At 58.7% G+C, this 13,548-nt stretch carries 9 protein-coding genes; 4 read left to right on the top strand and 5 right to left on the bottom strand.

From position 1 onward, the window contains the following. The first annotated feature begins 29 nt into the window (after positions 1-29). On the top strand, positions 30-632 hold the full coding sequence (locus ABIE59_RS15425; protein ID WP_354448319.1) for a uracil-DNA glycosylase family protein: 603 nt from the start codon (positions 30-32) through the stop codon (positions 630-632). Between the two features lies 1 nt (position 633). On the opposite strand, the gene ABIE59_RS15420 is transcribed toward ABIE59_RS15425, so the two are convergent. Together ABIE59_RS15420 and ABIE59_RS15415 are read right to left on the bottom strand one after the other, a co-directional pair. After that, positions 634-1,518, bottom strand: coding sequence for an aldo/keto reductase (locus ABIE59_RS15420; RefSeq protein WP_354448317.1), 885 nt, complete (start codon positions 1,516-1,518; stop codon positions 634-636). Further along, entirely contained in the window at positions 1,518-3,347 is a 1,830-nt protein-coding gene (locus ABIE59_RS15415; protein ID WP_354448315.1) for an alpha-amylase, read from the bottom strand. Before ABIE59_RS15415 ends, ABIE59_RS15420 begins: the two co-directional genes overlap by 1 nt. A 263-nt stretch (positions 3,348-3,610) precedes the next feature. On the opposite strand from ABIE59_RS15415, the gene malE reads away from it, so the two are divergent. The 3 genes from malE (at position 3,611) to malG (ending at position 7,362) form a co-directional block, all read left to right on the top strand. Beyond that, positions 3,611-4,810 (top strand): maltose/maltodextrin ABC transporter substrate-binding protein MalE, encoded by a 1,200-nt coding sequence (gene malE / locus ABIE59_RS15410; protein ID WP_354448313.1) that lies wholly within the window; start codon positions 3,611-3,613, stop codon positions 4,808-4,810. Positions 4,811-4,919: 109 nt separating this feature from the next. Next, the gene (gene malF, locus ABIE59_RS15405; protein ID WP_354448311.1) at positions 4,920-6,461 is read left to right on the top strand and encodes a maltose ABC transporter permease MalF; all 1,542 of its coding nucleotides are present in this window, start codon (positions 4,920-4,922) and stop codon (positions 6,459-6,461) included. Positions 6,462-6,471: 10 nt separating this feature from the next. Then, complete coding sequence (gene malG / locus ABIE59_RS15400; protein WP_058089505.1) at positions 6,472-7,362, top strand: maltose ABC transporter permease MalG; 891 nt, start codon at positions 6,472-6,474, stop codon at positions 7,360-7,362. A gap of 427 nt (positions 7,363-7,789) precedes the next feature. Here malG and malK read toward each other — a convergent pair whose 3' ends face one another. The 3 genes from malK to malT form a co-directional block, all read right to left on the bottom strand. Continuing rightward, positions 7,790-8,905, bottom strand: coding sequence for a maltose/maltodextrin ABC transporter ATP-binding protein MalK (gene malK / locus ABIE59_RS15395; protein WP_354448309.1), 1,116 nt, complete (start codon positions 8,903-8,905; stop codon positions 7,790-7,792). 31 nt (positions 8,906-8,936) lie between these two features. Continuing rightward, positions 8,937-10,550 (bottom strand): alpha-glucosidase family protein, encoded by a 1,614-nt coding sequence (locus tag ABIE59_RS15390; RefSeq protein ID WP_354448307.1) that lies wholly within the window; start codon positions 10,548-10,550, stop codon positions 8,937-8,939. Between the two features lie 211 nt (positions 10,551-10,761). After that, positions 10,762-13,536 (bottom strand): HTH-type transcriptional regulator MalT, encoded by a 2,775-nt coding sequence (gene malT / locus ABIE59_RS15385; protein ID WP_354448305.1) that lies wholly within the window; start codon positions 13,534-13,536, stop codon positions 10,762-10,764. Positions 13,537-13,548: the final 12 nt, after the last annotated feature.

Here is a 13,548-nt window from a genome sequence, read left to right as displayed (position 1 = left end):
CGAAGGGCAGGCACACGGAGAGCCAAAGTATGTCAGGCAATCTGGACCATCTTTCCTTTTCCGAACTGGTTGCCCGTGTGCGTGCCTGCACGCTGTGCGCCGAGGTACTGCCGGAGGGGCCGCGCCCTGTGGTGCAGTTAAGTGAAACGGCTCGGATCCTGGTGGTCGGCCAGGCGCCCGGGCGCAAGGTTCACCAAACGGGCCTGCCTTTCAATGATCCCAGCGGTGATCGGCTCCGGGGCTGGATGGGCATCGACCGGTGTACCTTCTATAACGAGAAGGAGCTGGCCATTCTTCCGATGGGGTTCTGCTACCCGGGCACCGGCAAATCCGGTGATCTGCCTCCGCGCCCGGAATGCGCGGAGACCTGGCGGGAGGCCCTTATGGCCCGCCTCCCCAATATCGAATTGACCTTGTTGATCGGCCAGTACGCCCAGGCCTGGCATCTGCCCGACGGCAGTAAAAAGGTGACCGCCAATGTGGAGCAGTGGCGCGATTACTGGCCTCAGCAGCTACCGATGCCGCACCCCAGTCCCCGAAACAATCTTTGGCTGCGGCGTAACCCCTGGTTTGAAAAGGAGGTGATTCCGGCGCTTCGGGGACGTGTCAGGGGATTGCTTTCGACTGCCTGACTCAGGGTACCGGGTTCCCCTGCACCGCTTCGAGCAAGGCATACCAGAGCCCCCGGGGCAGATCAGCCTGCGCGCCCCGCGATGCGGCTTGAAGCCGATCTGACCGAAGCGAGCCAATCACCGGAATCGGCGCGCCGGGCAGTTGCCGAATCCATGCGATGGCCAGCCCCGTCTCACAGAGCCCGGTTTCCCGTTGGGCGTCGGTAAGCAGTTGCCCTGGAATGCGCTCCGGCAACTTGCCGCCGGCCAGCGGTGACCAGGCAAGCCAGCGTAGTCCATCAGACAGCATGGCTTCCAGGCCACCATCGAAGAGTGGTTGCGGGTGGCCAAGAGACAGTTCGGACTGGTTGCAGACCAGTGGCAGATGGGTGTTTTGTTGTAACCATCGCCATTGCTCCGGCAAAAAGTTGGACACACCGATATGCCTGACCTTGCCCGATTCGACGGCTTGCTCAAGCTCCCTGGCCAGGGCTGGCGCTTCCAGCAACGGGTCGGGCCGGTGGATCAGGAAGGTGTGTAGCTGGTCTACCTGCAAGCGTTGAAGCGAGGCGTCAATGGCGGCGCTGATATAACCTGCCTCCGCCCGGTAGTGCTTGCTCCGCCAGGGGCTTGTGTCCTGATGTTTCAGCACGATACCGGCCTTGCTTATGAGTTTTACCTTGTGCTTCAGGTGGGGAGCTGCCCGCAGGGCCTGGCCAAACAGGCGTTCGCATTCACCGTCACCGTAGATATCGGCATGGTCAAACACCTCAAGACCATCGTCCAGACACTGCGTGATCCAGGCTGCCAGGGCCCCCGGGGAGTGCAGCTCCCGATGTTCCAGAAGGCGCATCAATCCGACAACCAGAGGCGTTTTTTCGAGATATTCGGGCCCGGCTGTTTGCATCAATTCCCGCTCCCGAACGCGATGACCACCGTGTCATTCCCGTGCTTTCGTGAGAACACATACGGTTGCTGGCTGATCAGCGTATGCGCCCCGGCGCCGATGGCAGGATGGCGTTGGCGGAACTGACCCAGGGTGCGCCAGTGGTTCAGGATGTCGGAAACCTCGCCGGCCTCTATGGCTTGCCAGTTCATGGCAGAGCGGGTGCCCTGATGAGGGTCAGAGCCGGTGGGGCCAAAGGCACGGCCGGACTCGTCACCGTAGAACAGCTGGACTGCCCCTGGCGTGAACAACAGGGCAGCGGCCGCGCGTTTTTTCAGCGTATTGTCATCACCGGCAATCTGGGCGAACAGTTTGGTGTCGTGGGAGGAAATGTAACTCAGCACGTTGAACGGGTCATCGCCGTGCAGCTTATCGGCGTATTCGCGGTAGACTGGCTCCATGGCCTGCAGGCATCGGGCGCCTGCTTTGGCCTCTGCCTGCAGATCAAAGTTGATGACAGCATCAAAGCCGGCGTCAAAGTAGCCGGTCTTGCGAACCGAGTGCGGAAACACTTCGGCAACCATCCAGAATTCTTCGGAGGGCAGGGCAGTGTCCGGGTGTCTCTCGCGGTAATCGTCCAGGGCCTCCTGCGCCCGCGCTTTCAGTTCACGCCAGGCGTCGGGTTCTACATGCTTGGCCGTGTCTACCCGAAAACCGTCAACACCGAACTCCCTTACCCAATCCGTGAGCCAGGTAATCAGGTACTCGCGAACAGTGGCGTTGTCCAGGTGTTCCGCCCGGCTGCTCTCTTTATTTCGCAGGAAGACTGGCAGCTCCACGGGCTTGGTCGATTCGGTCTTGAAGTCCGGCAGAAAGGCGAGGGACCCACGTACCGGGTCGACGGATGCACTGGGTGGCGTGTCGTAATCGGCGATACCGGCCCGCACCCAGTCTTTGCCCCACCAGTTACGCCAGTCCGCGTGATCGTAATCGATGAAGGCGTGATAGGCATGATGGTTTTCCCAGGACTCCGGGCGCCAGTCACCCCAGTGCTCCGGCAGGTGTTTTTCGAAACCCGAGTGCAGGGCACCAAAGTCAAAGGTCTGCATATCCTGAAGGGAGCTGTAGCCGGGGTGGTTCATCACCACATCCATGACCACCCGGATACCCCGCTGATGGGCCTGTCGCACCAGGGCCCGGAATTCCTCCCGGGTGCCAAAGTTGGCATCTGGCACCGTGAAGTCCAGGGCGTAGTAGCCATGGTAGCCATAGTGCCGGAAATCTCCACGGTCACCGCCGCCAACCCATCCGTGCATCTGCTCGAAGGGTGGGGTAATCCACAGGGCGTCGACGCCCATATCGGCCAGGTAATCCAGTTTCTGGGTCAGGCCGGCGAAATCGCCGCCATGGAAGGTGCCAATCTCATCTTTACCGTCTTTTTGCCGGCCGTAGTTGATGTCGTTATCGGTGCGGCCGTTGGCAAACCTGTCGGTCACCGCAAAGTAGACGGTGGCGCCGGCCCAGGTAAAGGCGTGTGCGGTCTCGTCTACCGGCTCCAGCAATATCAGGCCCTCGGCGTTATCGTCCGGAGTCATCGTGACCTGGCCATCGCGAACGCGGGCGGTGTTGCCAGTGTAGAAGTCCCTCACCAGATTGCCCTCGGCAAAGGCCCCGCCAACCGGAATTACCAACTCAGTTCGGGAAGCCTCGCAGAAAACGTTGCTATCATTGAGCGCCGGAGGGCCGGAAATGGCCTGAGTGGGCCCGTCGACAGTGGTGGCACAACCAGCAAGCCCGAGAAAGGCAGACAGCAGAAGCCGGCGTTTGAACGGCAAAGTAATGTGAACCATGGCAATGACTCCAGGTCGGATTGTCGTTGTTGTTGGGCACATAAAACCAGAGTCATGGGGTAACGGGTAGAAGGAATTTTCTACTCCCTACTACTCCCCCGTTCTACGCCTCGGGGAATGATATAAGGGGTGATGCTTATTCCCCGGATTTGCAACACAGTTTGAATACTCGCAAAAGAAGGTTTTGCGGCAAGCCCGGCCAGGCGACCTCTTGGCAGGCCGGACAAGAACAAAAAGGCAGGAACACACAGAGGAAAGACCTGATGAATCGTCGAACTTTTATTCGCAGCACGCTCGCCGCTTCGGTAATGGCCGCCACCCTGGGCGCCGGATCACCCGCTTTCGCTGGTATTGAAGAAGGCAAACTGCTGGTCTGGATTAACGGTGACAAAGGCTACAACGGCCTGCAGGAGGTGGGTGACTGGTTCACTGAAGAGACCGGCATTCCGGTGGAGGTGGCTCATCCGGACAGCGCCACCGATAAGTTCCAGCAATCGGCGGCGACCGGGAACGGCCCGGACATTTTCATCTGGGCCCACGACCGTTTCGGAGAATGGGCGCAGAGCGGCATTATTTCTGAAATCCAGCCCTCCCGGAGAGTCATTGATGCCAACTACGACTTTACCTGGGAAGCCGTTACCGTGGACGGCAAGATGTACGGCTATCCGATGGCAGTTGAGTCCATCGGCCTGATCTACAACCGGGATTTGCTTCCCGAGCCGCCGGAGTCTTTTGACGAGATTCCCGCAATCCACAGGAAGCTGGCTGAGGATGGCAAGCGGGCGATACTGTGGGACTACAACAACACCTATTTCACCTGGCCGATGCTGGCCGCCGCTGGCGGTTATATCTTTGGCGAGAATGGCGACGGTAGCGTTAATGTAAAGGATACCGGCGTTAACAACGACGGCGCCATGAAAGGTGCCAAGGCGCTGGCGATGCTGATTGAAGAGGGCGTCATGCCCCGTGGAGCGGATTACAGTGCCATGGAATCCTCGTTTAACAAAGGCGAGACGGCGATGATGATCAATGGCCCCTGGGCCTGGGCCAACCTTCGCAAGAGCGGTATCAATTTTGGGGTGGCCACCATTCCGGCGATTGACGGCAAACCTGGCAAGCCCATGGTTGGTGTAATGGCTGCCACCCTGAATTCTGCAAGCCCCAATAAGGACCTGGCCGTTGAGTTTCTGGAAAATTACGCTCTGTCGGTTAGAGGCCTGAAGATGGTGAACGACGATGTGCCCCTGGGCGCTGTGGCCAACAGGGAATTCATGGAGGAACTGTCCTCCGATGACAACATCAAGGCCACCTTCGAGAACGCCCGTTTGGGTGAGCCCATGCCTAACGTACCGGCCATGGGTGCGTTCTGGTCTTCCATGGGGCCGGCACTTCAGAACATTACCTCTGGACGCCAGTCCGTGGAAGACGCCCTCAACTCGGCGGCCCAGCGCATTACCCGCTGATCGCCTGTGATTGCGCCGTGGCAGGGTGACGCCTGCCCGGCCTGTCATGCCGGACCCTGAGTGATGAAGCCGTTGCCCCGAGGCGACGGCAACCTACAGGCTGACTACAATGATAACGGAAACCCTGTCTCCCTCCGCGACTGATAGCAGACACTCCATGACACGAGTATTCCTGAAGTGGGGCACGTTGGCGGCATTGCTGATAGCGGCGCTCTACCTGATCCTGGCGTTGTACGCCCAGCGCGAATTTGTGTTCGCCATGTTGTTTCTGGTGCTGACCGCCTCTGCCGTGGCAGTGTTTGTCAGCCGGAAACTCTATGCGCATCGTTACATATTTCCGGCGGTCGCCGGTATGGGCGTCTTTGTGATCTTCCCGCTGATGTACACAGTGGGCATCGGTTTCACCAATTACAGCGCCAGCAATCTTCTGAGCTTTGACCAGGTGAAAGAAAACCTGCTTGGCCGGACCTACCAATCCGAGTCGGTTCGCTATGACTACCAGCTGTTTCAGACGGATCAAGGCTATGTCCTGTACCTGGACGGCGTCCATCAGGACCTGGTGTCGCCCCCCATTGAACTGGGAACGGAAGAGTCCCGTTTCCCGGTATTGCCATCCGCGGACCTCCCGGAGGGCGAGCCTCTGGCTATCCGTGACATCATCCAGCTGCGGAGCGACCTGTCGAAGCTGAAGCTGGTCACCGAAGATGGCCGGGAGCTGAGCCTGGCGAGCCTGCGCTCCTTCGCGGCGATACACAGCCGGTTTACGCTGCACGACAACGAAACCCTGACCAATAACGAAACCGGCGTGACCTACTTTCCGGACCACGAGACGGGGTTCTATCGTGACGCCGATGGCAATGCCATTTCCCCGGGCTGGACAGTCAATATTGGCTGGGATAACTACATGAAAGTGGTGAGCGACCCGAGTATTCGCGGGCCCTTTTTGCAGATCTTTGTCTGGACGTTGTCGTTTGCCCTGGCAACGGTTGTGTTTACCCTGGCCCTCGGGCTGGTGCTGGCCAATCTGCTGCAGTGGGATCAGATTCGAGGCAAGGGTTTTTACCGCACCATGCTGATATTGCCTTATGCGGTGCCCGCCTTCATCTCGATTCTGGTATTCAAAGGTCTGTTCAACCAGAACTTCGGGGAGATCAACCTGGTTCTGGAGGGGTTGTTTGGCGTCCGCCCGGACTGGTTCAGTGATCCGGCCCTGGCCCGTTCGATGATTCTTATCGTCAACACCTGGCTGGGTTATCCCTACATGATGCTGTTGTGCATGGGGCTGTTGCAGGCCATCCCCCGGGACCTCTATGAGGCCTCGGCAATGGACGGAGCCGGGCCCATCAGCAATCTGTTCAACATCACTCTGCCGCTGATCATCAAACCGCTCACGCCGTTGCTGATTGCCAGTTTTGCATTCAACTTCAACAACTTTGTTCTGATTGCCCTGTTGACCGGTGGCGCACCGGATATTATCGGAGCCAGCACGCCCGCTGGCACAACCGATTTGCTGGTGAGTTACACCTATCGCATTGCATTCCAGGATTCCGGGCAGAATTTCGGGCTGGCGGCTGCCATCGCCACAGCGATCTTCCTGGTGGTTGGCGCGTTGTCGCTGATCAACCTGAAACTGTCCAAGGTCAAGGTATAAGGAGCTTCCCATGGCGATGGTTCAACCGCGCTCCACGAAATACCGTGTGTTGGCATCCCATCTGGGCATGCTGGCATTTATCGCGGTGATTCTGTTCCCGCTGCTGATGGTGATTTCCATCTCCTTCCGCAGCGGTAACTTTGCCTCCGGTAGCCTGTTGCCGGAGAATCCCTCGCTGGAACACTGGTATCTGGCGCTGGGTATTCCCTACACAGACGACGCCGGCATTACTACCCAGCCGCCGTTTCCTGTGCTGCTCTGGCTCTGGAATTCAATCAAGGTGGCGGTGGTTTCGTCCATTCTGATTCTGGCATTGTCCACCACCAGTGCCTATGCCTTCGCCCGCATGCGGTTTGCGGGCAAAGGCGCAGTGCTCAAATCCATGCTGATCTTTCAGATGTTCCCGCCGGTGCTGTCCCTGGTGGCGCTGTATGCGCTGTTCGACCAGATCGGCAATCATGTCAGCTGGCTGGGTTTGAATACCCATGGTGCCGTCATCGTGGCCTCTCTGGGCGGCATGGCGCTGCACATCTGGACCATTAAAGGCTACTTCGATTCCATCGATCGGTCACTGGAGGAAGCTGCCATCGTTGACGGTGCCACCACCTGGCAGGCATTCCGCTACATCCTGCTGCCGTTGTCGGTGCCCATTCTGGTGGTGGTGTTCATCCTGGCGTTCATCATGACCATCATGGAATACCCGATGGCCTCGGTGCTGCTGGTGGATACCAACAAGCTGACCCTGGCGGTGGGTGCTCAGCAGTACCTGTACGAGCAGAACTACCTGTGGGGCGACTTTGCCGCGGCGGCGGTGTTGTCTGGTCTGCCGATCACCGTGATTTTCCTGTATTGCCAGAAGTGGATTGTTGGCGGGCTGACCGCCGGTGGTGTCAAAGGCTAGCTTTGTTGTTGCTCTCAGGGCCCGCAAGGGCCCGCTCTCCCAGGCCGTAGCGGAAGATCCCGCACGGCTTCCTTACGCGACCTGCGTCTTCCCGCGTTATCTTTCGCGACCCGGTCAGAGTTATCCCCCCCTGCTGACCGGGCTTTTTTTGTGGATTCAACAGGGTGGTGCACAGCCCCTTGGTTCCGGTTGCCTATCGCCTGATGTAGCGCGCCCGTGTGGGAGGCCCATTCCAAAACCGTGCGGAGCCAGGGATGGCGGAGCCGAGCGTACAGGGATGTATTCACAGCGTGTTTTGGAATGGGCCTCCCACATGGGCGTGCGGCCGGCTGTCACCAGTGAGGTCAAGGTAGGGGTCACAAAAAAGCCGGTAACGAATACCGGCCAAGGAGAGTGTGCTGCAGATCAAATCAGCGGGGGCAGGGCCCTAGAAGTCGATGCACGGTTCCCGGTAGAGGCGGGGGCAGGCGGCGCCGTCTTCCCGGAACAGATGGCACTTGTTGGCATTCAGCCCCAATGTCATGGGTGCGCCTTCCTGAACGGGGTTACCGCCATCGGTGCGCATGGTCAGCACGCCCTCCACGTTGTTAACGTCCAGGTGCACCAGGGTCTGATAACCCAGACGCTCAACAACGTGAACCTCACCTTGCAGGTACATGTCGGCCTCCTGGTCTTCGGTCAGGTGTTCCGGGCGTATACCCAGAGTGACGTTTTCGCCCTCAAGCAGGTTATGACCATTCACCGGCAATTCCAGCTGATGGTCACCCGGCAGGCTCACGGTGACCGACTGGTTACTGGCAGAAGCCACCTGGCAGTCAATGAAGTTCATCTTCGGTGAGCCGATAAAGCCTGCTACAAAGCGGGTGGCCGGATAGTGGTAGAGTTCCATGGGCTTGCCCACCTGGGCAATGCAGCCGTTATCCAGCGCCACTATCTTGTCAGCCATGGTCATCGCTTCCACCTGATCGTGGGTGACATAGATCATGGTTGCATCGAGGCGCTTGTGGAGTCTGGAGATCTCGATACGCATCTGTACCCGCAGTGAAGCGTCCAGATTGGACAGCGGCTCGTCAAACAGGAACACTGCCGGCTCCCGAACGATGGTGCGGCCGATGGCGACCCGCTGGCGTTGTCCGCCAGACAGGTCTTTGGGTTTGCGCTCAAGCAGCTTGTCCAACTGCAACAAGGTGGCGGCGTCCTGAACCCTCCGGTTTATTTCGTCCTTGTGGGTTTTTGCGAGCTTCAGGCCGAAGGCCATGTTTTCGGCCACATCCATGTGGGGGTAGAGCGCATAGGACTGGAAGACCATGCCCACTTCCCGTTCCTTGGGGGGCAGGTCATTCACCCGGTCATTGCCGATGTACAGGTCGCCGGAGGTGATGTCCTCCAGCCCGGCAATCATCCGCAGCAGTGTCGACTTGCCGCAGCCGGAGGGGCCGACGAACACCACAAACTCGCCGTCATCGATGTCCAGATTAACGTTCTTGGTTACCTGGGCGTCGTCATAGCTTTTACAGATATTTCTCAGGGTTACACTGGCCATAGCGTTTATCTTCTTGTTCGATGGTCACCCGTCAGAGCCTGGCGATTTCAATACCCCAGGGCCCCAGTTTCAGTTGTTTGCCGCGCCATTGCCCGCCGATGAAATCGGGGGCTCCGGAAATGGGAGAGCCTTGCGTCGGCAGGGTCACGGTATTTCCGGTCTCGCTCAGGTTCAGAGCGATGATCAAGCGTTCCTCGCCAAGACTTCTGACGAACACCAGTGTGTCTTTCGGGCTCTTGAGGAATTCGATGTCTCCTTCCAGCAGGACAGCCTGCTCCCGGCGCCAGCCCAGAAAACTCCGGTAGGCGGTGAGCACGGAATTCTCTTCGGCGTGCTGCAGGGCAACGGCGGCGTTGTAATGATCATCATACACGGGCAGCCAGGGGCTGGTGCTGGAAAAGCCGCCGTGGGTTTCTTCGTGGTGCCAGACCATGGGCGTCCTGCAGCCGTCCCGGCCTTTGTACTCTGGCCAGAAGTTGATGCCGTAGGGGTCCACCAGGTCTTCGTACTGGAGCTCGGCTTCGGTCAGACCAAGCTCTTCACCCTGGTAGATGCACACGCTGCCCCGCAGTGTCAGCAGCATGGCCATGTAGGCTTTAAGTTGTTGTTCCGAGCGGGCCTGCCAGCGCGTGGCCACCCGTGCCACATCGTGGTTGCCAATAGCCCAGCACGGCCAGCCATCGGTGAGTTTCTGTTCAATGGTGTCCACGGTCTTGCGGAAAAAATCGGCACCATGTTGCTCGGTCAGCAGGTCAAACGAGTAGGCCATGTGCAGCTTGTCACCGCCACTGGTGTAGTCTGCCATGGTCTGTAACGAATCATCATCGCCTATCTCGCCCACGGTCGTGGTGCCCGGATACTGGTCCAGCAGCTCGCGGAGCCGTTGCAGGAACGTCAGGTTCTCCGGCTGGGTCTTGTCATGTTTGTGATGCTGGTAGGCGTAGGGGTTTTCCTTGCGAACACCGATGGAGCCTTCCTGCAATGCCTTGCTTGGCGGGTTGTCCCGCAGCTTGCGGTCATGGAAGCAGAAGTTGATGGCGTCCAGGCGGAACCCGTCAACTCCCCGGTCCAGCCAGAATTTTACATCGGACAGCACCTGTTCCTGAACCTCCGGGTTGTGGAAGTTCAGGTCTGGCTGACTGGCCAGGAAGTTGTGCAGGTAGTACTGCTTGCGTCGACTGTCCCAGGCCCAGGAGGAACCGCCAAACACTGACAGCCAGTTGTTGGGCGGAGAGCCGTCTGGCTTGGGGTCGGCCCACACATACCAGTCGGCTTTTGGATTGTCACGAGACTGGCGACTTCCCACAAACCAGGGGTGTTGGTCGGAAGAGTGGCTCAGCACCTGGTCGATCATGATCTTCAGGCCCCGCTTGTGGGCTTCGGCGATCAGTTCATCGAAATCTTTCAGGGTTCCGAATATCGGGTCGACATTGCGGTAATCAGAGACGTCGTATCCAAAGTCTTTCATCGGCGAGGTGAAAAACGGGGACAGCCAGATGGCGTCCACATTCAGGCTGGCGATGTAGTCCAGCTTGGCGGTCACCCCGGGCAGGTCGCCTACACCGTCGCCGTTGGAGTCATAGAAACTGCGTGGATACACTTGATAGATAACGGCGCCACGCCACCAGTCCGGATTTCTGCTCATCTTGCCTCACTTACACCCTGGTGGTGAAAAGTTCTTGTTGTGCGATGGAGGCGAATCCCCACCGATCAATACACCTGCCATGGTGCGATGTTGCCTTGGGTGGTTCATCCTCCTGCCCGTGTTTTTGTCGGCGTAGCCGGGGGGAGGAGGGGGGCGTAGCGGGGCGTATGGGGTAGTAGTGGGCGTGAAGGGTGGAGGAGCCGAGACCGGCTCACTCCCCCTGGATTTTGCTCAGCAGGTCCTTGGCCAGTTCAATCGCTTCGGAGCGGTGGCTGATGTTCTGCTTCTGGTACAGGCTGCGGATGTGGGTTTTCACCGTGGTGGAAGCCACTTTAAGATGCTCGGCAATCTGGTCGTTGGACAGGCCGGCATGAATCAGGCTCAGTATCTGCCACTCTCGTCGGGTCAGGGGTGAGGTGCGAATCAGTTCCGGCACATCCGGCCGGTCGATGATGTCCTGGATGATGGCTTCGTCCAGGGATATCCGGATTGCCCGGCTGAAATCCCGCTGCTGCTGGGCAAGCTGAATCAGGCGTTCGGCCCGCTGTTGTTCCATGCCCTCAATCAGGCCGTCATTGATCAGCGCTTTGAGAATGACGATCAGAACCTTGCCCAGGCGCAGAAAACTTCCCACTGCGCCGGTGGTGCTGGCCAGTTCCAGGGCCAGGCGCATGTGTTCCAGAGCCTTTTCGCGATTTTCGATCTGCCAGAACAGATAGGCCTGCGCAATATGGTTCCTGTTCAGGTCGGTTTTCAGGCCAATCTGGCCGGCAACGCTGGTCAGTGCCTCCAGGATTGGCCGGGCCTCCTGATATTGGCCCAGACTCATCAGGGCACGGGCCCGGTTTCGACCGTTGCACTGATAGAAATGGTTGGTCGCTGCCTCCGGTTTACACGGTGGTGCAATGGTCAGCCAACGCTGAATGGCATCCTGGTCCCGCACGGCGTCCCAGTACGTGAGCATGGTGGCATGGGCGTTGGCAACCCAATCCAGGTGGTAGTCGCCAGCGGCGAGCATCTTCTGGACCTTGGCTATGTAGTCTGCACACAGGCTCTGGCGGCCGCGGGCCTGTGCAACCTTCGCCAGGGTGGTGTAGCTCTGGACATACCAGCGTTCGCCCTGGGCTTCCAGAATCTCTATGCCCTGGAGTGCGCAACGTTCTGCGCTCTCCAGGTGATGCCATTCCCACATCACCTGACTGCGGATCCGGAACAGGAACTCGAGAATGGGTAGGTGGTTCAGCTGGTTTTCTTCGGCATATTGAAATGCCCGCTCCTGAATGTTGTAGGCCTTTTGCAAAAGCCCCATGGCCACGCTGATCTCGCTTTGCTGGCACAGGGCCCAGATCACATTCTGGTGCGCCTGATGGGCCCGGGCCATATGTTCGGTTTCTTGCATCCGGGTCAAGGCTTCCTGCAGCTCGCCCCGGACAAACAGGGCTTCACCCAGAACCGAAGCAGCTGCAACCCGTGAGGTGGGCAGGTAGGCGGCTTCTTGCGCTATCGCCTCTCGTGCCAATGCCAGGGCGCGGTCGCTGTCGCCATAGTTCATCGCCACCTGGGCTCTGATGGCGCTGAATTCGCCATGAACCGCCCGCTGGGACTCCTCGCTCATCACGGCTTTCAGTTGGGTCTCAGCGGCGGATAGCCAGTTTTCCACCTCGTCGAACTTGTATTGTCCCTGGGCTACCCAGGCCCGAAGCAAAGTCAGTGTTGGATCTTCTGCGATAATTTTTTGGGGCAGGGCGTCCAGGCATCGTTGCAGCAGCGTGAACTGGCCTTCGGTAAAGAACTTGCGGCCATGCTGATTCAGAACCCGGGTAATGCGCTCCGGGTCTTCTGCGGCGACTGCATGCCGGGCGGCTTCCTCTGCGTGGTCCAGCTCCAGCCAGGCATCGGTGGCGCGCTGGTGCAGTGCTTTCTGGTTTTCGTGGGTGGTACTGGCAAGCAAGTGCCTGAGGTAGACAGAGAACAGCTGATGGTAACGAAACCAGAGCGCGCTGTTATCAACCGGCGTGATAAACAACCCCATGGCCAGGAGGCTGCCGAGCAGTGCCTGGCCATCGGAATCGTTCATCACCCGCATGACCATGCCCGCGTTGAAACGGTCAAGGATGCTGGTACGCAAGAGGAAGGAGCGTTGTTGTTCGCTCAGGTCCTGCCCGACCAGTTCGTCAAAGTAGTCAAAAATGTGCTGGTTACCTTGGTCGAGCTGGTCGACAAAATGGCTGAACTCGATGCTGGTGCGGGCGGAGGCAGACAACAGTTGCAGTGCCGAAACCCAGCCTTCTACCCGTCGAACCGCCCGCTCGATGTTTTCCCGGGAAACCTCAAATGGCAGCCGTTGCTCGAAGTAGCTTTGCGCCTCATCGGCATCAAAGGCGAGATCCCGGCTGGTCATCTCAATCATCTGGCCCTTCATTCTTAGTTGGGCAACTCCGAGGGGCGGGAGCGTGCGGGAGATGACAACAAGAGTTAGGTAGGACGGCAGATGCCGCAGCAGGAACCTGATTCCTTGATGAATCTCCGGGTTGCTGATGACCTGGTAGTCATCAAGAACCAGGTAACTGGGATCTTCAGAGGGTGGCATCCCGGCAAGAAGTGCTGTGAGAAACGATTCGAGACTGCGATCCTGTTGGTGCCCTGTTGGATCGAACGCAGGCATTTCCGGCGTATCGACAATCTGGCCAAGGGCATGGGCCAGGTACCCGGCAAACCGGACGGGGTCGTTGTCGGTATTTTCCAGGCGGTACCATGCGGCCTTTGCCCCCAGCTCGTCCAGGCGTTCGGCCAGGGTGGTGGTTTTGCCATAGCCTGCCGGAGCATGAACCAGCAACAGGGAAACCGGCTCCCGGGGTTGCAGCAGATCGTTGAATTTTTCCCGGTGTAATAAGCCCGCCGGCGGCAAAGGGACGCTGGTTTTAGCGGCAATAAAGGTCAGGTTTGCTGGCGCCGGTGTAGTTGGCATGAACTGTTTCTCAGGCATCTTATTATTGTC

Origin of the sequence: Marinobacter sp. MBR-99, from assembly GCF_040547575.1 — a bacterium.
Taxonomy (GTDB): Bacteria; Pseudomonadota; Gammaproteobacteria; order Pseudomonadales; family Oleiphilaceae; genus Marinobacter.
Note: the sequence above shows the minus strand (reverse complement) of the source record. Positions and strands in the feature narration are given on the sequence as shown.

Bases quoted from the DNA above. Each gene is read 5' to 3' on its own strand.
- malG (WP_058089505.1), top strand. From the start codon at position 6,472: ATGGCGATGGTTCAACCGCGCTCCACGAAATACCGTGTGTTGGCATCC.
- malE (WP_354448313.1), top strand. From the start codon at position 3,611: ATGAATCGTCGAACTTTTATTCGCAGCACGCTCGCCGCTTCGGTAATG.
- malK (WP_354448309.1), bottom strand. From the start codon at position 8,905: ATGGCCAGTGTAACCCTGAGAAATATCTGTAAAAGCTATGACGACGCC.
- ABIE59_RS15425 (WP_354448319.1), top strand. From the start codon at position 30: ATGTCAGGCAATCTGGACCATCTTTCCTTTTCCGAACTGGTTGCCCGT.
- malT (WP_354448305.1), bottom strand. From the start codon at position 13,536: ATGCCTGAGAAACAGTTCATGCCAACTACACCGGCGCCAGCAAACCTG.
- malF (WP_354448311.1), top strand. From the start codon at position 4,920: ATGATAACGGAAACCCTGTCTCCCTCCGCGACTGATAGCAGACACTCC.
- ABIE59_RS15390 (WP_354448307.1), bottom strand. From the start codon at position 10,550: ATGAGCAGAAATCCGGACTGGTGGCGTGGCGCCGTTATCTATCAAGTG.
- ABIE59_RS15415 (WP_354448315.1), bottom strand. From the start codon at position 3,347: ATGGTTCACATTACTTTGCCGTTCAAACGCCGGCTTCTGCTGTCTGCC.
- ABIE59_RS15420 (WP_354448317.1), bottom strand. From the start codon at position 1,518: ATGCAAACAGCCGGGCCCGAATATCTCGAAAAAACGCCTCTGGTTGTC.